Source organism: Pedobacter nyackensis (assembly GCF_032678475.1).
GTDB classification, from domain to species: Bacteria; Bacteroidota; Bacteroidia; order Sphingobacteriales; family Sphingobacteriaceae; genus Pedobacter; species Pedobacter nyackensis_A.
The window spans coordinates 71,604-91,821 of sequence record NZ_JAVTSF010000011.1; the positions used below are offsets into that span (position 1 = coordinate 71,604).

General features: G+C 39.4%; 17 protein-coding genes. 10 read left to right on the top strand and 7 right to left on the bottom strand.

What is annotated here, in order from left to right; genetic code table 11:
• Nucleotides 1-50: 50 nt before the first annotated feature.
• The 6 genes from R2Q84_RS24710 to R2Q84_RS24735 all read left to right on the top strand — a co-directional run bounded on the left by R2Q84_RS24710 (nt 51) and on the right by R2Q84_RS24735 (nt 8,686).
• Nucleotides 51-629 carry an RNA polymerase sigma-70 factor gene (locus R2Q84_RS24710; protein WP_316819288.1) on the top strand — a complete coding sequence of 193 codons (579 nt, stop codon included), beginning with the start codon at nt 51-53 and terminating at the stop codon, nt 627-629.
• An 80-nt stretch (nt 630-709) separates the two neighbouring features.
• A complete protein-coding gene (locus R2Q84_RS24715; protein ID WP_316819289.1) occupies nt 710-1,810 on the top strand; it encodes a FecR family protein in 1,101 nt (366 codons plus the stop codon).
• Between the two features lie 273 nt (nt 1,811-2,083).
• Nucleotides 2,084-5,521 (top strand): TonB-dependent receptor, encoded by a 3,438-nt coding sequence (locus tag R2Q84_RS24720; protein ID WP_316819290.1) that lies wholly within the window; start codon nt 2,084-2,086, stop codon nt 5,519-5,521.
• A gap of 17 nt (nt 5,522-5,538) precedes the next feature.
• The gene (locus R2Q84_RS24725) at nt 5,539-6,942 is read left to right on the top strand and encodes a RagB/SusD family nutrient uptake outer membrane protein (RefSeq protein ID WP_316819291.1); all 1,404 of its coding nucleotides are present in this window, start codon (nt 5,539-5,541) and stop codon (nt 6,940-6,942) included.
• A gap of 11 nt (nt 6,943-6,953) precedes the next feature.
• Nucleotides 6,954-8,117, top strand: coding sequence for a TlpA disulfide reductase family protein (locus R2Q84_RS24730; RefSeq protein WP_316819292.1), 1,164 nt, complete (start codon nt 6,954-6,956; stop codon nt 8,115-8,117).
• A gap of 224 nt (nt 8,118-8,341) precedes the next feature.
• Nucleotides 8,342-8,686 (top strand): hypothetical protein, encoded by a 345-nt coding sequence (locus R2Q84_RS24735; RefSeq protein WP_316819293.1) that lies wholly within the window; start codon nt 8,342-8,344, stop codon nt 8,684-8,686.
• Here the strand turns inward: R2Q84_RS24735 and R2Q84_RS24740 are convergent.
• Entirely contained in the window at nt 8,676-9,110 is a 435-nt protein-coding gene (locus tag R2Q84_RS24740; protein WP_316819294.1) for a VOC family protein, read from the bottom strand. The two genes, R2Q84_RS24735 and R2Q84_RS24740, sit on opposite strands and share 11 nt — an antisense overlap.
• Nucleotides 9,111-9,264: 154 nt before the next feature.
• On the opposite strand from R2Q84_RS24740, the gene R2Q84_RS24745 reads away from it, so the two are divergent.
• Nucleotides 9,265-9,786 carry a hypothetical protein gene (locus R2Q84_RS24745; protein ID WP_316819295.1) on the top strand — a complete coding sequence of 174 codons (522 nt, stop codon included), beginning with the start codon at nt 9,265-9,267 and terminating at the stop codon, nt 9,784-9,786.
• Here the strand turns inward: R2Q84_RS24745 and R2Q84_RS24750 are convergent.
• Together R2Q84_RS24750 and R2Q84_RS24755 are read right to left on the bottom strand one after the other, a co-directional pair.
• Complete coding sequence (locus tag R2Q84_RS24750; RefSeq protein WP_316819296.1) at nt 9,783-11,183, bottom strand: RtcB family protein; 1,401 nt, start codon at nt 11,181-11,183, stop codon at nt 9,783-9,785. The genes R2Q84_RS24745 and R2Q84_RS24750 overlap by 4 nt on opposite strands.
• A 436-nt stretch (nt 11,184-11,619) precedes the next feature.
• The gene (locus R2Q84_RS24755; RefSeq protein WP_316819297.1) at nt 11,620-12,327 is read right to left on the bottom strand and encodes a hypothetical protein; all 708 of its coding nucleotides are present in this window, start codon (nt 12,325-12,327) and stop codon (nt 11,620-11,622) included.
• Between the two features lie 190 nt (nt 12,328-12,517).
• Here R2Q84_RS24755 and R2Q84_RS24760 point away from each other — a divergent pair, with 190 nt between their 5' ends.
• Entirely contained in the window at nt 12,518-13,159 is a 642-nt protein-coding gene (locus tag R2Q84_RS24760) for a DNA alkylation repair protein (RefSeq protein ID WP_316819298.1), read from the top strand.
• Between the two features lie 55 nt (nt 13,160-13,214).
• Here R2Q84_RS24760 and R2Q84_RS24765 read toward each other — a convergent pair whose 3' ends face one another.
• Together R2Q84_RS24765 and R2Q84_RS24770 are read right to left on the bottom strand one after the other, a co-directional pair.
• Nucleotides 13,215-13,547, bottom strand: a complete 333-nt coding sequence (locus R2Q84_RS24765) for a phage holin family protein (RefSeq protein WP_316819299.1) — start codon at nt 13,545-13,547, stop codon at nt 13,215-13,217.
• Between the two features lie 58 nt (nt 13,548-13,605).
• Nucleotides 13,606-14,115, bottom strand: a complete 510-nt coding sequence (locus R2Q84_RS24770; RefSeq protein WP_316819300.1) for a helix-turn-helix domain-containing protein — start codon at nt 14,113-14,115, stop codon at nt 13,606-13,608.
• Nucleotides 14,116-14,220: 105 nt separating this feature from the next.
• On the opposite strand from R2Q84_RS24770, the gene R2Q84_RS24775 reads away from it, so the two are divergent.
• Nucleotides 14,221-15,738, top strand: a complete 1,518-nt coding sequence (locus R2Q84_RS24775; RefSeq protein ID WP_316819301.1) for a serine hydrolase domain-containing protein — start codon at nt 14,221-14,223, stop codon at nt 15,736-15,738.
• Between the two features lie 85 nt (nt 15,739-15,823).
• Here the strand turns inward: R2Q84_RS24775 and R2Q84_RS24780 are convergent, their stop codons facing one another.
• A complete protein-coding gene (locus tag R2Q84_RS24780; RefSeq protein WP_316819302.1) occupies nt 15,824-16,459 on the bottom strand; it encodes a sterol desaturase family protein in 636 nt (211 codons plus the stop codon).
• Nucleotides 16,460-16,628: 169 nt separating this feature from the next.
• On the opposite strand from R2Q84_RS24780, the gene R2Q84_RS24785 reads away from it, so the two are divergent.
• Complete coding sequence (locus R2Q84_RS24785; RefSeq protein WP_316819303.1) at nt 16,629-17,771, top strand: glycosyltransferase family 4 protein; 1,143 nt, start codon at nt 16,629-16,631, stop codon at nt 17,769-17,771.
• A gap of 34 nt (nt 17,772-17,805) precedes the next feature.
• Here R2Q84_RS24785 and R2Q84_RS24790 read toward each other — a convergent pair whose 3' ends face one another.
• Entirely contained in the window at nt 17,806-20,154 is a 2,349-nt protein-coding gene (locus R2Q84_RS24790) for a GH92 family glycosyl hydrolase (RefSeq protein WP_316819304.1), read from the bottom strand.
• Nucleotides 20,155-20,218 lie beyond the last annotated feature (64 nt).

Below are 20,218 nucleotides of genomic sequence, written 5' to 3' on the forward strand. Positions count from 1 at the left end.
GGGAAACCTCCTTCCGCTTTTTTATTTTATTTATATACCTTTACTTAGGGATGAATGCAAAGGTTGTATATAATTCATATTCTGATCAGGAGCTTATTGTCTTGTTAAAAAGAGGCGAACGATCGGCACTAACAGAGATCTATAAAAGATATCAGGGAGTGTTGTATAGCCATGCTTACCGACGTCTGCCCGACAGAGAAGAGGTAAGGGATATTATCCAGGAATTGTTTGTTTACCTTTGGACCAACCATCAAAAACTTAATTTTACTACAAGTCTATCTTCTTATTTATATGCATCCGTACGTAACCGGATCCTAAATCAGTATCGGAATCAAAAAGTAAGAGATAATTTTGCAGCATCCTTACAGGAGTTTATAAAGGAGGGAGAAAATATCATTGACGATCAGGTTAGGGAAAAAGAATTGAGTTTATTGATTGAACAGGAAGTAGCGGCGTTACCTGATCAAATGCGACTCGTGTTTGAAATGAGCCGTAACTCGGAAATGAGTCACAATGAAATTGCAGCTGCATTAAATTTATCGCCAAATACAGTTCGTAATCAGGTGCATAATGCTTTAAAAATCTTGCGCATAAAGCTAGGTGCTAACCTGATATTCTTATTATTTTAAATTTATTTCAACCTCATCTGGTATATCATGGGTTCTGCCGTGTCTTATGTTTATAGCGGAAGATTCTGCTTAAATTAAACATGAGATTCAAAAGCGCCAATATATTAATAGATAAATACAATCAGGGGAAAGCAGGGCCTGAAGAAAAGGTATTGCTGGAAAGCTGGTACTTAAAATATAAAACCGGGGAAACATTAAGTCCTGAAGATTTACAACAAGAGCACGATTTAGGGTTAGATGCCTTAAACCGTCATTTACAAGGTACTCGAAATACTAAAATATGGTTACGTATAGCGAGCGTAGCGGCCTTATTATTTGTTTTTGGCACCGGGTTATATTTTTACCATACCAGGCACATTGGTATAAAAGACAAAATTTCTTTGACACAGGATATTCCACCTGGTAAAAATACAGCTATCATAACCCTGGCAAATGGTAAAACGATCAACCTTAATGATGCAAAAAATGGTGTAATTATAAAAGGAGGAGATCTGTTATATACAGATGGTACTGGTGTGGAAAGTACGAAGAAAGATCATGTTGAACTGGCATCGGTAATGACTGCAAGCACACCAAGAGGTGGTATGTATAATGTTACTTTACCTGATGGTACACTGGTGATGTTGAATGCAGAAAGTAGTTTGACATTTCCGGCTGCTTTTGTTGCAAAAACGAGAACCGTAACATTGCAGGGGGAAGCATATTTCGAGGTAACGAAGGATAAGTTACGTCCATTTATTGTAAAGTCGGACGGACAAACAGTTGAAGTTTTAGGAACACATTTCAATGTGAATAGTTACAAGACTAACCGCTCCGTTAAAACAACCTTATTGGAAGGAAGTGTGAAAGTTGTGGGAAGTGGCCAGGAGGTCCTGTTAAGTCCCGGACAACAGGCAAACCTGACTAACAATCAGCTTCATGTAAAAACGGTTGATCCTGAAGAAGCCATTTCCTGGAAAAATGGCTATTTCCGTTTCAATGATGAAAAAATACAGCATGTAATGGAACAAATTGCACGTTGGTATAATATAGAAGTAGTTTATAAAGGAACACCTACGGAAGAAGGTTTTACCGGCACCATTTCAAGAACCTCCAACATTAGTGATGTATTGAGCATGTTGGAAAGAACTAAAGCCGTTAATTTTGATATTGAGGGAAGGAGGGTAATGGTAATGAACTAAACTTTACTATTAAAACCCTTAAAGAAGGTTACCCTGGTGTCGGAACCAGGATAACCAAATGAGCGGTTTACATCAATAATCTAAACTATCAACTAAGCGACAGACCTCAGCATCTTCGAAAATGAAGGCTTGTCGTTTTTAAACCATTCTAAACAAATGTACAATTTTTACACAAAAAGATTGATGCAGCCTTCATGCTGTATTTCTAGAATTTACTTGGCTAAGCGCCTGGCAATCAGTCGGGCACTTACAACCAGTAAAAGAAAATGGATTATGCGAGTTAATTTGACCACTTTACTCTTAATCACAGTTATCCTGCAGGTAAGTGCAGGGAGCTATGCACAGAAAGTAACTTTATCTGAAAAAAATACACCTATTAAACAGGTGCTGGATAAGATAAGAACTCAGACCGGGTACGATTTTTTGTTTACCACAACCAATTTAAAAAATGCGAAACCAGTTACCATAACGGTAAAAGATGCAAACCTAAAGGTTGTTCTTGAAGAGGTGTTCAAAAACCAGCCCTTTGATTATTCTGTAGACAAAAACTCTGTTGTGATTTCAAAAAAGGAGCCTTCTTTTCTTGATAAAATCAACCGTATTTTTTCTGCTGTTGATGTTCGTGGCCGTGTGCTTGATGAAAATGGAAGAGCAATGCCAGGAGTAAGTATTAAGATAAAGGATGGTTCCGGAAGGCCTGTTATTTCAGGTGAACAAGGTGAGTTTAATATCACTGCACCTGATCATGCAATATTGATTTTTTCATATGTAGGTTATGAAAGCAGAGAACTTCCGGCCCGACAATCAATGACGGTAACCATGCAGCAGAGCCAGAATAAGCTGGAAGAAACGGTGGTTGTGGGATATGGTACTATGAAAAGAAAAGACCTGACAGGTTCGGTTTCCTCCGTAAAAATTGCGGAGATTAAAGATGTACCTTTTATGAGTGTGGATGATGCGCTTTCAGGTAAATCTTCCGGAGTTCAGGTGATTAAAGCTGATGGCTCTCCTGGTGGGGCGGTGAGGATACGTATCAGGGGTGGATCATCTTTATTAGGCACCAATGATCCTTTGTATGTGATTGACGGTATACCAGTGATTGTGAGCAATAGTTTTATAAATGCCCAGTCGGACATTGTTAACCCCATTGAATCTGCCAATTATGGTGAAGATCCTAACAATAGTGTTTCTGGTGCATTTTCCCGTGGATTGAACAACCTGGCGGGATTAAATATTTCAGATATTGAATCTATAGACATCCTTAAAGATGCCTCGGCAACTGCAATTTATGGTTCAAAGGCAGCAAATGGTGTGGTTATCATTACAACGAAAAAAGGCAAACAAAACTCCAGCCCACAATTGAGCGTTAACTATTACACAGGGATAAATACCCCTAATAAAGAAAAAGTACTTAATGCAGATCAGTACAAATCAGCTTTAAAAGAAGCAGCAACAACATTTATTGCTGAACGACGGAGATTGAATTTACCACTTACCACCAGTGCTGCAAAACAAGCTTTGAGCATCATAAACGATCCTTCTTTTTTTGGTAATGCAAATACAGATTGGCTGGATCTGGTTTTGAGAAATGCCTATACCCATAATGCCGATGTTTCCATAAGTGGTGGAGGGAAAGGGTCGCGCTATTATACTTCGTTAAATTATACGGATCAGACTGGTACAGTTGTGGGTTCCGATTTTAACAGGCTATCAGGAAAGATGAATTTGGATAATGAGGTGACCAGTCGTTTAAAACTGATCGCCAATTTAAATTATGGATTTACTAAAACCAATATTACCAGCGGAGCTTATGGCCAGGCCTTAACTGCAGCACCGACATTTCATGTTTATAATGAAGATGGTTCTTTTGCTAACCTGGGGCTATTAAGTACTGATTATAATGGCTATCAGAATCCTATGGCGGTAGCATCAACTACCAACCTTGCAAAAAATTATACCTTGATGGGCTCCTTGTCGGCCGAGTACGATATCCTGAAAGATCTGAAATTTAAAAGTACTTTTTCTGCCAATTACAGTAATTATAACCAGTTAAATTATACGCCAAGTTATGTAGATATTGGTGGTTTTTACGGTAGGGAAGGTTCCGGAGGCGGATTGGGTTCACAATCTACTTCCAATAGTTTGAGTACTTTTATTGAAAATACCCTTACCTGGAATAAAACATTTAATGAAAATCACAGGTTAAATGTGCTGGGAGGAACTTCATGGGAAAAGAACCGTACAGATTTCTTTTCAGCAACAGGCAGGGGTTTTCCGGATGATGATTTCCTGAATAACCTGAGCTCTGCTGCAATTCCTTTAAGCGTAAGAGGGGCTAACCCGTCGGGGCAAAGTTCATTGTTGTCATTTTATGTCCGGGCAAACTATGTATTCAGAGATAAGTACCTACTGACTTTTACCGGAAGAGCTGATGCTTCTTCAAAATTTAGTCCGGGTAATCAGGTCGGTTATTTCCCTTCCGGAGCTGTTGCATGGCGTATTTCTGAGGAGAATTTTCTTAAGGATGTGAAATGGATTAACGAAATCAAACTCCGTGTAAGTGCTGGTAGTACCGGAACGCAGAGTATTGGTGATAATTTGTGGCGTACGTTTTATACACCTGATTCTTATGCGGGATTGAATGCTTTGCTGCCTACTCAGCTTGGCAATGCAAACATGAAATGGGAGTCTACCACGCAGCAGGATCTTGGACTGGACTTTAGCTTCTTTAATGGCAGGTTGGGCGGTACTTTCGGGTATTACAATAAAATAACAGACGGGGCATTGCTAAACATTACCCCGGCGCCAAGTTCTTCCTATTCCAGTGTAATTTACAACATTGCGAAAATACGGAACCGCGGATTGGAGATGGAGTTAAATGGAGATTATGTTCGTACCAAACGTTTCAGCTGGAACGGGGCACTTAATGTTTCCCGTAACCTGTCAAAGGTGTTAAATATTGATGGAGGGCCATTTTCTGTTGTCAATAACCGCAATGCCTTAAATTTGGGTACAAGTATTGTTCAGGAAGGCGAGCCGCTGGGTTTATTATACGGTATGGTTTCTGCCGGTGTTATTCGTACACAAGAACAGTTAGACGCTTATAAAGCGGCGTTTAAAGGTTACAAATTATTCCAGCCGCTCGTTAATATCGGCGATTTGTCTTATGTGATAGGAAGTGATGGTACCCGGAAAAAGGATATCATTGGAAAAGCGGCTCCTAAATTTTTCGGTGGTTACACCAATATTTTTGGATATGGACGTTTTAGCCTGACTTCCTTATTTACCTTCTCTTATGGTGGAAAGCTGATGTATCAGAAAGACGTGGGTGATTTAAATATGAGCAGTCTTGCCAATAGAGGAGTTCGCTTATTGGATCATTATAGTGCTGCTAATCCGGATGCTACCCGTCCAAGGTTATTGTTTAGTCAGACAATGATGTTAACAGATGCCAATGTGTACGACGCGTCTTATCTGAAATTAAAGTCGCTCACATTAGGATATAGTTTGCCACCAGCATTACTAAAACAGTTAAATATCAGTAATATGAGCGTATTTGCTACGGGAACCAATTTGTTTACTATAACCTCTTATCCGGGGCCTGACCCGGAAGTTAGTGATGACCCTGGAAGTGTAATCGGAGGAGGTCGGGACGTCAGTACTTTCCCAACGGTAAAGGCCTACACTTTTGGAGTTCGTTTAAGTTTTTAATAATTAAGAATTAACTGATGAAAAGATTAATTATAGTCCTCGCTTTTATAGCCGCGATAGCTGTGCTGGGGTCATGTAAAAAAGAATTAAACGCTTTGCCAGGTCAGGCAAAAGTGGAAGGAAATGCTATTGTAGATCAAAAGAGTGCGCAAATTGCATTAAATGGAGTTTATCTGCGCCTGGCAGAAGGTGGGGATGATTTTGGTACGCCCAGTATTTTGTGGTCGAATAATCATGAGGTGCATCCAAGTATACTGGCAGGGGTTAGTATGCCCTCTTTTGGGAGTAATGAATTTGAAGAAAATAGCACAATAGCGGCCGACAATTATAATGTTGTGACGATGTGGACCAATGCTTACAGCCTTATAAATGCTGCAAATGGTGTTATTGATCAGGTGAAAGTAGTTCCTGATCAGAAGTTTTCGGGAAACAAAAAAGCAGAAGTTATTGCCGAAGCCCGTCTTTTGAGGGCCTACGGACATTATAACCTGTTACGGTATTTTGCTCAGTTTTATGACCTTAACAGTGCTTATGGTGTAATGCTCAGGCTTGAGTTTGTGAATGTAAATAATATAGCGAAAAAGAGAAATACAGTAAAAGAGAGTTTTGATGCGATTTTAAGTGATCTGAATGATGCTATAGCGAATGCTCCTTTAAACAGTGTTAATTATTATGGAAATCAGTGGGTGGCCAAGGCATTCAAGGCAAGGGTATTGATGCTTCGTGGTAGTGAAGGGGATTACGCAGAGGTAATTAGCCTTACGCAGGATATTATTCTGCATTCGCCTTATGTACTAGAGAACAATTTGAAGGATATTTTTAGTACAAAAGGTTTGGCCAGTCAGGAGGTGATGCTAGGCTTAGTACCTAAGCCCAATCAGATTAATAAAGCGAGCACTTATTTTTCCGGAAACTCTGCGGATTATGTGGCTACTGATTATTTTAAGGAACTTATGATTGGAGATCCAAGAGCAAATTGGGTAATTGGTACCGTAGGTACAACTCCTGATGGTATCACGAAATATATGGGGCCTAAAGTAGAAGAGTCTTATGCATTAAGACTAACAGAAGTTTATTTGCTGCAAGCGGAGGCCATTGTGAGATCTGGTGGTAGCCTGAATGATGCAAGAGCTTTGTTGAAGACGATTATGGGACATGCGGGTGTAACTAATTTTACTGCAATTGATAATGCAGTAACTCCGGATCAGTTGCTGCTTGAAGTACATAATGAAACGGTTAGGAACCTTTCTTTTGAAGATGGTCAGGATTGGACTTCGTTAATTAGATTGCCATTAACGAGGGCTTTGCAGATCAAGCCTGCTATTGTAGATAAAAATCATATGATCCTGCCAATACCAAACACAGAATTTGAAAAGAACCCCACTATCGGGGAGCAGAATCCGGGATATAGCAAAAATTAAATAATCATTTAATGAAAAGACTTATTTTTTTTACCCTGGCGGCCTTTATAGGCTTGCCAGGTTTTGGTCAGACTAATGAAGTTTTAGACTTTAGCATTAAGGGAAAGATAGATGGGAAAAAGGATGGCTATGTTTACCTCTCATATCCTGTTGGCAAAAAGTATAAGACCGATAGCGCGGCCATAACAAATGGAACATTTGCTTTCAAAGGGAAATTAAACGAACCTGTTATGGCTAGTTTGTCGGGCAAAAGTAACATCAAAAATATGGATGATCCAAATACGACCAGTTTCTTTATCGATCCCGTAAAAATGGAGCTTACCGTTAATTACGGCGCATTTAAGGATGCAGTTCTGAAAGGTTCCCGCAGTAACGACGAATATGAAGGGCTGAATAGGCTAAAAGCTCCTATTCGCAAAGAAATGGAACCTGTATCGGTGGCTTATAAAAATGAGAAGGACCCTGAAAAGGCAGCAGTCATACGTGAACGATTCGAACCTTTTAATGAGCAAATGGATAAAGTTGATGAAGCATTTATCGACTCACATCCGGATTCTTTTGTCTCAGTTTATCTGATGAGTTTTAAGGTGGGCTCGTTTTCACATAACCGAGCGAAAGGGATTTACAATTCCTGGACAGAAAGATTGAAACAAAGCGCGACAGGTAAGGGGGTGTATAAGGAAATTCTTGAACTGGAAAGTGGTTCTCCGGGTGCAATTGCCAGGGTTTTTACTAAAAGTGACATCAACGGAGAAAGACTTAACCTTGCTGATTTTAAAGGTAAAAAGTATGTGTTGATTGATTTTTGGGCCAGTTGGTGTGTACCGTGTAGAAAAGGTAACCCACATTTGTTATCGTTATACCATAAATACAAGGATAAGGGGTTGGAAATTATAGGTGTATCTGATGATGACAGCAATCATGCAGCATGGAAAAAGGCGGTAGATCAGGATAAGATTGGGATATGGAAACATGTTTTAAGAGGGTTGAAAAGGACAGCTAAAGGTTATGACAGATCGGAAGATATCACTGAAGCTTATGGTATTAGTAGCTTGCCTACTAAAATTCTAATTGATAAGAATGGAATCATCATTGGTCGTTATGGCGCTGGCGGAGAAGATGATGTCGCGATGGATAAAAAAATGGAAGAAATTTTTAACAAGAAAAACCCATAATTTTTTCTAAGTGTAATTCCCTGCATGCTACAAACAAGGATAATTCGGTATAAAAGCAGTTGCTTATTCGACGAGTCGTATCAACACTATTTAACATTAACTTAATAAGTCCTTTACGATTAATAACAATAAAACTTCTTAAATTCCTCTATGATTAGCTCATCCCTCTAATCTATTGAATTGTTGATAATAGTATTAAGTTTCATCGAAACCATTGACTAATTATGAAGTCGAATAAAGGGGATGTGATCGAACGTATTGTTCGTTCAAAAATTGGAATCAGCGAATTGTCACGAATTTTACAAGTTAGCAGAACAACTATTTACAATTGGTTTGAATGCGGGTGTTTGGATCTTGAAACCATTTGCAGGATTGGGCAGGCAATAAACCATGATTTTGCAAATGAATTTCCGGAAGAATTTGCGGATATGCATCTTCATCATATTACAGCTACGGCACCAGTGAAAACATATGATAATTGCACTGCCCAATACTGGATGAGTAAATACATTTCTCTTTTAGAGAAATATAATGAGTCGCTTTGTAACCTTACAAAATCTAATGTATAACATCAACCACAAATTCCACCATCCATTCAATGCCATATTTGTCTCTAAACATACCAAAATACGAACCCCAGGGGCTATCGGCAATAGGCATTTCTATTGTTCCACCTACCGAAAGGCCATTGAATAATTTATCAGCTTCGTCTTTACTATCTGCACTTATTGAAATTTTACTTCTGTGCTCATTCTCATTTACTGTCCCCAAAATTTCGGGCACATCATTGCCCATTAACGTATTGTTTTTACCGATTGGTAAAGCGATGTGCATGATTTTATTTTCCTCTTTTTCTGCTACCGGAAATTCAGGGCCGGATATATCTTTAAAGCGTATAATCTTTGTGAATTCTCCTCCAAATACTGATTTATAAAATATAAATGCTTCTTCTGCATTTCCGTTGAAGTTAATGTGTGGATTGATAGTTGCCATAATTTTTTATCTTTTGATACTATTCAAATGTAGTGCTTAACTGTAAAAAGAATAGGGTGTAAAAACGACAAGAAAGAGGTTTTTTACGTCAAGAAGTTCTTTTACATTGATAACCGCAAAGATGTTGCTATCTTGTTAAGGTAATTTTAATCAAGTGGAAGAACCAGCGGTAAAAGACAAGATCTTAGAACAATTCAGCAAAAGCAGAAAAGATCCTAATGCATATTTCGAGGAATCACACTTCCTTGATTATCTTACGTCTCCGGAGCACCGGAAGGATTCTGTGAAGAACAGCTTCAAAGGAGTTAGGGCATATTATAGGTTTATGAATGCGTTGGAACTTGAGTTTGGAATTTGTTTTACGCTGCCCGACCTGGACAAGTATTACAGTGTTGATACGTTAACTAAAAAAGTAATCGAACGAATAAGTAAGAGGCCTGGCAACTTAATGATACTAAAACAGAGAAATACTGAAAACGAGCGTTATTTTTTCGAGATTGGATTGATATTGATACTGATAGGGGTATATGCCTGGTTGGGAATTCATTTGGTAACTATAGTTACAGCTATTGTTATCGGAATTATTATTTATTGGATTGTTAGTTCAAAAATTCACAATCGAAATCATAATAAGAGGTTGACTATAAGGATGCATAGTATTAAAGATGTAGCTTAATCCTTATTCATTCTGACGATCCGCGGAAAAAACTTGCCCTGAACATCAACCAACTCACGCTGAGCAGCAATTACGGCTTCAATATCCTTGTATGCTAAAGGATTCTCTTCAACTGTACCTCCAATTAAGCTGACACTTGCATTGGTAAGCAACTTTTTCATGGCAGAAACCGTCATGCTGTCCTTTGCTTTTTGCCGGCTCATGGAACGACCTGCACCGTGCGAAGCGGAGAATAAAGCATCTTCTGAACCTCTCCCTGACACTAGATATGCAGGGCTAGTCATATTGCCCGGAATAATACCTAATTCATCACGATGTGCTGGTGTTGCGCCCTTACGGTGAAGGATTACTTTTCTGCCATCAGCTAGTATGTCCCTCCATGCAAAATTATGGTGGTTTTCTACAACTTGTATAGCACTTAATCCTAAAGCTTTTAACAAATTGGCATGTATGCGCTCATGGCAGGCTTTTGCGTAATCGCCTGCCAGGGTCATGGTAAGCCAATATTCCTGTCCGGCTTCACTGTTCATATCCAGCCAGGCCAATTGTTGTGCGTGGCGAGGAAGCTTGCAAGTGTTCATTGCGATTTGGGTATAATATTTAGCAATAGCCGAGCCCAAACCCCTGCTTCCTGAGTGTGACAATAAGGCCACATACTTTTTAGCAGGTAAGCCTAAGGTATTATCGGGTAGCATTTCAATCTCACCAAACTCAACAAAGTGATTTCCATTACCAGAGGTTCCTAACTGTCTTATGGCCTTTCCCCGTAAAGGTTTTAAAAAAGGAATCTCGTTAAATAAAGGATTATCTAAAACCTCGTGCTCCTGTCTTACATCCAGTCCGCCTTCCATGCCAAAATGGGTATGGTTTTTTAAGGCCTGTTTAATCTGGTATTCAAAGCGTTTTATAAAACCATCACGCTCATCAATAATAGATAAAGCCATTCGACAACCAATATCCATTCCTACTGCATAAGGGATTACTGCATTATCGGTGGCCAACACGCCACCAATAGGTAACCCAAAGCCCATATGAGCGTCGGGCATTAATGCGCCCTGCACACTGATCGGTAAAAGGTTAGCTAACTGCATTTGCTGCTTAGCAGATGATTCGATATGTTTTGCACCATAGATTTTACAAAATACGGGTTCATCCCTCAACTCATAAGCTTTGAAAGATGGTGTATTGATCTTACCTATAATTTTTTCGGCTATTTTAGCCGTTAATTCATTATCCAGAAATGCTTCTGGATCGTTTTTTATATTCACCAACAATTCCAACAACTGCTCTTTACTGTGGTGTTTGAAATTTTTGGAGGCTATACCAATAACCAGACTTCGCAGCTGATCATTATGATAACCTATTTTACTTAAATCTTTTGTTCTTAAATTGCCCATACGGCTTTATATGTCTGATTCCAGGTAAGATTTTTATACTCATACCCCGGATAATGTTATCAATTTGTTTTGTCCGGTAGGACTCCCAATTAATTGATTTTAATGTTGACTTTTGATTTCGATTCGTCCTTGAAAAAGGATATACCCATTTTAAACAGGCTCATTGAAATCCAATGAATTTGAGCAGGCAAAATAAGTCATAAGATTACAACAGTAACCGACAACATATACAATAAAATATAATGTTTACCTGCCTGATTGGGCAATGAGCGAAAGGGGCGATATGTAGATTTGCTCTGTCATGATTCCTTGATATTTATGGTTAACAGATCAGGAATTAGCTGCAAATGTAGAAAATTAATTTGACTTTCATCACCTTTCATATTTAAAAACAGGACTTTATGTTAAATGGGGCTCTATTGTGATTCGGATTGACTTAGTGTCTAATCAATTTTCTAATCGCGGCAAGGTAAGCAAATAGCACTAGTGGAACAATAAAAGTAGGTAACCAGCTGAACGGGAAATTTAGTATGGCGATGTTTGGCTGGTCAAAACCAAATTGCTGAAATGGAGATGGCGCAGAAAGAACCGCGTTAATTACAATGTTTAACAGCAATCCCAGAGCGGTGAAATTCCATGCTAAAAGCGAAAACTTTCCCATTCTGCTTTGGCCGATCCCGAAGAATCCAACAAGCGGAGCGGTAATACCCGCCAGTATATCAAAATTGCGCCCTTCAAAAGTCATCAATTCAGGAACTGTTCCGTTTAGAAATAGTCCGTAGAGCAGCAGTTCTACCGGAATTCTAATGATGTGGACGTATGTCAGCATTTGCATTGATAAGCTATCAATGAATAACCTACCTTTTCGTGTAATGAAGAGGATAACAAAGAGGATCAATGTTGGAATGACACCGAACAGAATGATTTTCGGAGGTATGGATTCTGGATAATCTGTATAAATCCCCAATAAGCTTAGTATCGCCTGCAGGGTAAGCCAGAGGATAATAGCAACCATAACCGAACGGGCAGAACTTTTACCAATTGGTTTTGCCGCAGTATTGAACAGGAAGAAAACCATTCCAACTCCCATGATGGTAGTCAACAGGAAACCGATTGTCAGATATAAGGGGAGGGTTGCAAGCATAGCTGTTGCAAATGTAGTAAAGCAAAGCTATAAGATAATCCAAATGAAATATTATTTCTAATGTTCCATTACACCGTAAATTTGAAATTATTATAGAATGCAAAGAGTCCTGTTTATATTGGAGCAAAATTTATATAAATAAAAACGGTAGTATACACGTATTAAGACATTATCAAATAAAAAAAATGTTATGAAATTCTCTTCAAAAGTAGAAAACGTTTTGGGTCAGATCAACGCAAAAACTAAACTGGGAGATTTACGGAAAATTGCTAAAGATATCAAAAAAGATCACGAACTGGCGATAGAGTTATGGTCGGCTAAGGATCTTTTCCCAAGACTATTAGCCATCTTGATTATGGACAATAAGCGCATTTCACAAGATTTCATTAATGAGCTTGATAGGGATATGCAAACTCATCCATTGGACGAGCGAAATCAGTTAATGGATTGGTTCATGGCCAATCAACTTACCAAAGACAAAAAAACAATTTCGCTGATAGATTCATGGGAAAATAGTCCTTCTACTCTTCAGAGACGGATATTCTGGTATTACCAGGCGCGTTTAAGGTGGACAGGACAAATACCACCTGCCAATACACCTGAATTACTAACTAAAATAGAAGCTAACATTGACAAAGAATGTCCAGAAGTTCAATGGGCAATGAATTTTGTAGCGGGCTGGATTGGAGTTTATGAAAAACAATACCGAAATCGGTGTATCACCATTGGAGAGAAAACAGGACTTTATAAAGGTGAGATGGTATCAAAAGGGTGTACCCCGAATTATTTACCAGAGTTCATAGCCATCGAAAGCAACAAGCGAAATTTATAATCCGGCTAACTACTTCCAATTGGTTTATTATAGTTTTGCTAATGTTACCAGTTAGTTAGATAAAGCTAACGACGCTTCCTGCTATTGCCATAACCAGGGCGATGATCAGTGCAGGGATGAAACCTTTGATGTAAAAATCGGAGAATAGCTTATCTGCTATTTTTATCATGACTGCGGTAACCACCAGATGAACCAGGAAGGAGAGTAGTCCAAAAGTAACGATATTGAGCGGGAACCTTAGCAGCCAGCCAATTGTAGCATTCAGCAGACCAATAACAAGGGCTACCAATAGAGCTGTCGTAAAGTTTTTAATGGTTACTGTTGGCAATATATAGGTCATTCCCAATAATATCGCTGCATTAAGTAGTATTAACAATATGAAATTCATACTGGCAATTTAGATATTTTTATATTCTAATTGTCTTAAAATTAAATAATGCTCAGCATTACTTCTTATCGGCCTTTAATCTTTCTGCCTGGCGGGCGGAATCAATCTTATAAAGATGGCGGGCTTCCTTTCGATGTAATTGGTCAGTAATCGTTGCTTCTGTTGCTTGGTAATATCTCACCAGAAACAAAATGGCAATCAGTATTAGAACACCTGCCAGAACATGTGCTGTTTTAAGCGTTTTCCTTTGATGTTTAAAGGGTGTTTTTTCAATACCTCCACGGAAACAATACCCGGTCTTCGGAAGTGTTTCAATGATCTTTTTCTGATCGTCTTCCAATAATTTTCTTAGGCCTGATATGGCTTGATTCAGGCCCTCATCTGCTCCCGGATAATCGTTCCAGATTTGTTCGATAATAAGACTGCGATTGACAATCTGTCCATGATTTTCAATAAGAAGACACAAGAGTTTCATTAACCTGGGTTCCAACCGAACGATCTTTCCAGTTCTATGATCCAATACTTCATTTCGCGAAGCATTTACTCTAAATCGTCTGTTTATCAGCATTATTGATATTTATAAATTAAAAATAAGGTTTTCTAAAGGTTTTAAAAAGTTTTTCTAAACACCACTGTTGTCCATATCACCTTAGTTTTGGATAAAAACTTTGATATGGAAAATGTTTTAAAAAATCTTTTACTAGCTTACCTGCTAATCCCATCTACGGCTTTCTCACAATATCAGGATATTTCAAAGCGTATAGATAGTTTATTCCAGGTTATATCTAAGTATAAACTATTAAATGGCGCTACTCAAATAATGATAAACGGCCATACTATTTATAAATCATCTTCAGGATATTCTGACTTCGCTGGTGGTAGATCAAATACTGAGATGACAAATTTTGCACTAGGGTCTGTATCAAAAATATTTACCTCAACAGCCATACTGCAATTGAGAGATAAAGGCAAGCTGAAGTTGGATGATTACTTTATTAAATATTTTCCGGAATTCCCTTATTCTAATATAACCATTCGTCAACTGCTATCACATACTTCAGGATTACCTGACTATGGTATTTTCGAATCTGCTGTCGCTAAGCACCCGGAAAAAGTTTTCAATAATGCCGATATTATTCGGCTCCTGAGAAGCTTAAATCAACCTTTAATATTTAATCCGGGCGAAAAGTGGCAGTATTCTAATTTAAACTTTTGCTTACTGGCATTGCTGGTTGAAAAGATATCCGGTGTATACTTTAAAGTATATGTAAGGGAAAAAATCTTCAAACCTGCTGGTATGTCGGATACTTATTTTTACACAGGTAAAGAAAACAAACCAATAAATCAGGCTATAAATCATGATTATCCACTGTTTATTAATACCAAACCCATCGATGCGGACAGTATTAAAAAAACGAGATGGCGGACTTATAATCTAAACGGATTATTGGGGCAGGGGAATATATACAGCACAATAGCTGATATGATCAGGTTCGACCAGGCACTATATGGAACCAAATTGTTAAAACTGGAAAGTATTAAAGAAGCCTTTACTGTTACTCAATTAAACAAAGGTATTCCCAATAGCACAGAAAGTGCCGTTGGTACCGCAGGTTACGGTCTTGGGTGGTATGTACTGCGAGATACCACTTTTGGTAAAGTCGTTTTTCATACTGGTGGCGTACCAGGAGCAAAATGTATGTTTGTCCGGAATGTTACCCGCAAGCAGAGCTTTATTCTATTTGACAATGCTTTCAGCCCAAACGTCTTCGATATCGGAAAGAATATTCTCAGGATACTAAATACTCAACCAGCAGAAATATTGAGAAAAACGCTTACACGTGACTATGTCATTGCTTTAACTGAGCAGGGTGTAGATGCAGCGTTCATTAAATTATATACGCTCAAATCAGACAGCCTTCATTATTCTTTAAGCGAAGATGAAATGAATGAACTTGGGCTACAACTGCTTTACGCAGGAAAAACATCCAGCCACATCCCGGATGCATTAGAGATATTAAAACTTAATGTGCTCCTGTTCCCGCAAAGTTTCAATACGTATGATAGTTACGGCGAAGCGCTGGCCTTTGCAGGAAAGAAACAGGAAGCTATTGAGATGTATAGGAAATCACTGGAATTAAACCATCAGAACAAAGGGGGCCAGGCAGCGCTTGAACAGTTACTTAAATAGAGAGGTGGCCGCAACTTGAAGAAGTACCCTTGGGGCAGTCCGTCCGTTTCATCGGTGTAGTAGAATTTAGTGGTGAAGGCTATAATTAGTTTTTTCTTTTTAAAGATTTAGTGCCAAAAAATATGTCCCATAATGGTGAGCTGACTCCGTAGAAGTGGTCCGGATATTTATAGTGATGCAGGTGATGGTTTCTCCACAGCACCTTCAGGTATTTAGGTGGTGGATAGGCATGTATAGCGAAATGAAGCGATACATAGATCAGGTAGCCGAGAATAAAACCCGCGAAAAACAGTAATCCGTAGCCTGAACTGCCTGAAATGAGTAAAGAAATTCCGCAAAAACAAAGGAGCACCGTTCCAGACATTATGATGCTTGGAAGGGGCGGCATAAATAACCTGTTTTTATCTCTGGGAAATTCATGGTGGTTTTCATGAAAAATATAGACCAGACGTTTTGTTATAGACCTGCTGGCCTTGAAATGAAACAGAAAACGATGGGTTAGGTATTCAAATAGCGTCCATATAAACATCGCGACCAGAAAAAGGAAGGCCATAAGCCATATGGTGTAATGATAGGTATAATGCACATAGTAGACTAAAAATATAACAACCGGAATGTATAAGGCATAAATTACCCAGGGGTGCGTTTTGCTGAGTCTTTCTAAAAAAGGGTGATTAAAAATTCGTGCCTGTCCTTTGTTTTTAATGCTGAGCTCTTCCATTTGATTTAGATTAATAACAAGATAAAAGAAGGTATTGTATGAGATCTTTTTTAATAGAGATCATAAGAACAATTCTGTGTTGATTTTTGTTTATTTTTTTTGAACTAATTTGAGCTCCGGATTGTTCTTAATGATATTTGGTTAGCCTCCTTAGAAAGGAACATAATATATGAAAGTGCTGCTGTTATATGACTATCCTCCATCGCCTGGAGGGCTTTCTACCCAAGGTGATTTGCTTTACAGGGGGCTGCTGGAATACGATGTTGATGTTTGCGCGGTGCATTTTCAATCCAATCTTGAAAAGGAATGGTATTATCGCTGGTTTAAACCAGACATTGTGGTCGGCATAGGTTATTGGGGCGATCTACCTGATCTTGTTCTTCATCCACAGAGATTTAACATTGAGGCAATACCATGGCTGGTAGCAGACGGATATATTGCTGCACACCAGCAATTGCTGAATACACTTCCGCTGATCCTTGTTACTTCCGAATGGGTAAAAGAAATGTATGTCCGCGACGGTATCAACAGCAGTTTAATTGAAGTACTTCCGGTAGGCTGTGATACAGATAACTTTATTCCGGTATTGCCACGGGATCCCAGGATCAGGGCTATCCGGGAATCATTGGGGGTATTATCAGACCAGCTCATGCTGCTGACCGTAGGAGGGGATACGGCTTCAACAGGTGCGCACGAAGTGATGCATGCCCTTGCTTATATTGACTATGAGGTACCGGATTGGAAATATGTGTGTAAGGTATGGCCACAACCTGGGTCGGACGTACAGAATAAGGCTGACCTTAAACTGGCATCTCACCTTGGTATTGGAAAAAAGGTTTATTTCTCTACAGATATTATTTCCAGGAACCTGATGCCTCACCTGATTGCTGCATGCGATATTTATGCAGCTCCTTCCCGGATTGAAGGTTTTGGAATGGGGCAAATTGAAGCTGGCGCGTGCGGGAAACCAGTTATTGGGCTTAGGGCGATGGGAATGTCCGATACACTAATACATAACAAGACCGCATTGCTGGCCGAAGTTGGCCTGCAAATTATGGCCGATAAAGTTAATATACCAGATTCGGCTGATCCGTCAAAAGAACGAACTGTTATTTTGGAACCGCCCAGAACAGTAGATTACCGGGCGGATGTATTGGATATTGCCACGCACATGAAAAGACTAATGACAGATCAGGACTTAAGATCAACACTTGGTAGCGCAGCCAGAAGCCATGTAAAAGAATATTTTGATTATCGGGTGGTGGCCCGGAGTTTTTTGGAGATTATTAAAAAAAGGTTGTCGATGATTTAATTGGCTTTGATCCTAAAATCCGGTGAGGTATAGGCTATGGAGTAGCTACTACTCCCCATTTCTTATTGGGTGTATCGCCCAGTTTTATATTCATTATACCGCCATTAGCCAGCATACTAAATGGAAACTCAAAACTATTCCAGGTTTTGCCATTTATCTGAACAGATTGGATATAGGTATTATCCTTTCCTGCGGGCGATTTGGTTTGAATTACAAATTTCTTTTTATTCGGCAGGTGAAATGTGATTTTATCAAATATGGGAGAAGTGATTTCAAGAGTAGGGTTTACATCTGCCAGGCCTTGTACATCGAATAAACCTACTGCCATTAATACACTTAAAGATCCCATTTGTCCCTGGTCCTCATCACCTCGATACCCAACAAATGCTGTCGTATCACCGAACGTAGCTTCTTTTACCTTACGCACCCAATACTGGGTTTTCCAGGGCTGCCCCGCATAACTGAATAAATGTGCAAGGTGGCAACCAGGTTGATTGTCGTAATCCACAACTGCAGCCCAATGCTCTCCATGCTCAGCCGCAAATCCTGAACTAATTGCACTTGTAAAGCTTTCGTCCAGTCTTTTCACGAACGTTGACCGACCTCCCATAGCTTGTACTAAGGCCTTTACATCCTGGGGTACGTAATAAGTATAAATAGCAGCATTAGATTCAATGAAGCCAGGCGTTGCATGTCCACCCGAGGTAGAGGTTCCTACTGGTTCAAATGGCGAAAACCATTTGCCTAAGGAGTCTTTTGGTCTGGAAAAACCTGTAGCGGAATCAAAAATATTTTTCCAGTTCGCTGATCGCCCCGTGAACAATTGTTCATGATTTTTATCTTTTTTGAGGTACTTTGCCATATTAGCCAGGCACCAATCCTGGTAAGCATATTCAAGTGTCATAGCGGCACCTCCACGGTGAAATCCATTGCCCCGGTCTTTGATTTCAATGGGAACATATCCATATTTGATATACAGGTCAATACCACCGCCCTGGGGGTTGGGACCTGCTTCATAACCCGCTCTGTCTCTGATGCCCCCCGGGAAGGCATTTTTATAAGCACCTTTATAAGCATCTTCCTTGTTAAAAGTAGCCTGGTTTGTTTGCATCAAAGCAGCCAATAATGGAACGGTCTGATCGCCCACCATTACCCAGCACATATCGCCGCCCCATGATTCCCTGGCCAGGACACCTGTATTCTTGTAATAAGAAAGGAACGTGGAAGCCAGGTCATTACCATATTCTGGATAAACCATTGGCCATAAAATATTGAGGTTCCAGTGTGCCCCCCATAATCCGTCGGCGTCCAGAAAGTGAAAGGAAGGAGTGCCATTCGCTTTAAGTGGCACCTTTCTTACCAATGGCATGGTTCCGGTGTTATCGGTATATTCGCCATTTACATCTTCTGTTATTCTTCTGCCAATGGCCGTATGCATCAGATCAGTATAGAACTTTACCTGTTGTTTTTTTGTTCCACCACTCACTTCAATTCTTCCAAGGTACTCGTTCCAGGCCGTTTTAGCTTTTGCAACCGTTTCCTCAAAATTCCAGCTGGGTATTTCTTTCTCAAGGTTCATCCTTGCATTTTCCATGCTTACAAAGGATATGCCCACCTGTAACATCACCTGTTCGCCTGCTTTCAGGTTACTGTAACTGGCATATACACCTGCATCTTTGCCTTTGGTTTCTGTTCCGTTCAATAGCTTTTTTGCGGGCTCGCCTGCAACCGATCCCCAGCAATTCAATTGATTAAACGGCTTACTGAACCGGGCATAAAAATAGACCGTGCAATTTTTCTTTCTTCTAAAAGTAGGAGCCATTACCGAGTAGCCTGTTATTTCTGTAGTGCTTATTTGTTTTGCATAGCCTTCTACCATCTTTACAGGCCCCAAAGCAGCTGTTAAATCCATTATAATGTGTGCTTCTTTGGCAGCAGGAAATGTGTAACGATGAAAACCTGCTCTTAATGAAGAGCTGAGTTCGGCCGTGATGCCATAATCTTTCAAATATATTTTATGATAACCCGGCTTTGCAATTTCACCTTCATGTGTAAACCTGCTTTTTGATGCATTCAGTCCTTGCAAAGCTTTACATGTGCCTACAACAGGCATTACGGGAATCCCGGCAGTTTGCGTATTGTGTATATGACTAAAATTGAGGATAGTAGTATCGTTGTATCTATAACCCGCATTCCATAAATCACCATGATGTGTATCGGGATGCAGCGACACCATACCATAGGGTAAAGAAGCAGCTGCAAAAAAATCAAAACGAGGCTTAATGGTACCGATAAGCGGATTGGCCAGATCGGCGGGTAGCTGACAAAATGAAGTTGCTGACAAAAAAATGAATTGCAATAATAATAGACCTTTTTTATGCATTGTTTAATATTTAATTTCCTGTTTTTATTTACAATTACTCATATCGATGAACTGATTACTTATA

Bases quoted from the DNA above. Each gene is read 5' to 3' on its own strand.
- R2Q84_RS24710 (WP_316819288.1), top strand. From the start codon at position 51: ATGAATGCAAAGGTTGTATATAATTCATATTCTGATCAGGAGCTTATT.
- R2Q84_RS24715 (WP_316819289.1), top strand. From the start codon at position 710: ATGAGATTCAAAAGCGCCAATATATTAATAGATAAATACAATCAGGGG.
- R2Q84_RS24720 (WP_316819290.1), top strand. From the start codon at position 2,084: ATGCGAGTTAATTTGACCACTTTACTCTTAATCACAGTTATCCTGCAG.
- R2Q84_RS24725 (WP_316819291.1), top strand. From the start codon at position 5,539: ATGAAAAGATTAATTATAGTCCTCGCTTTTATAGCCGCGATAGCTGTG.
- R2Q84_RS24730 (WP_316819292.1), top strand. From the start codon at position 6,954: ATGAAAAGACTTATTTTTTTTACCCTGGCGGCCTTTATAGGCTTGCCA.
- R2Q84_RS24735 (WP_316819293.1), top strand. From the start codon at position 8,342: ATGAAGTCGAATAAAGGGGATGTGATCGAACGTATTGTTCGTTCAAAA.
- R2Q84_RS24740 (WP_316819294.1), bottom strand. From the start codon at position 9,110: ATGGCAACTATCAATCCACACATTAACTTCAACGGAAATGCAGAAGAA.
- R2Q84_RS24750 (WP_316819296.1), bottom strand. From the start codon at position 11,183: ATGGGCAATTTAAGAACAAAAGATTTAAGTAAAATAGGTTATCATAAT.
- R2Q84_RS24755 (WP_316819297.1), bottom strand. From the start codon at position 12,327: ATGCTTGCAACCCTCCCCTTATATCTGACAATCGGTTTCCTGTTGACT.
- R2Q84_RS24760 (WP_316819298.1), top strand. From the start codon at position 12,518: ATGAAATTCTCTTCAAAAGTAGAAAACGTTTTGGGTCAGATCAACGCA.
- R2Q84_RS24765 (WP_316819299.1), bottom strand. From the start codon at position 13,547: ATGAATTTCATATTGTTAATACTACTTAATGCAGCGATATTATTGGGA.
- R2Q84_RS24770 (WP_316819300.1), bottom strand. From the start codon at position 14,115: ATGCTGATAAACAGACGATTTAGAGTAAATGCTTCGCGAAATGAAGTA.
- R2Q84_RS24775 (WP_316819301.1), top strand. From the start codon at position 14,221: ATGGAAAATGTTTTAAAAAATCTTTTACTAGCTTACCTGCTAATCCCA.
- R2Q84_RS24780 (WP_316819302.1), bottom strand. From the start codon at position 16,459: ATGGAAGAGCTCAGCATTAAAAACAAAGGACAGGCACGAATTTTTAAT.
- R2Q84_RS24785 (WP_316819303.1), top strand. From the start codon at position 16,629: ATGAAAGTGCTGCTGTTATATGACTATCCTCCATCGCCTGGAGGGCTT.
- R2Q84_RS24790 (WP_316819304.1), bottom strand. From the start codon at position 20,154: ATGCATAAAAAAGGTCTATTATTATTGCAATTCATTTTTTTGTCAGCA.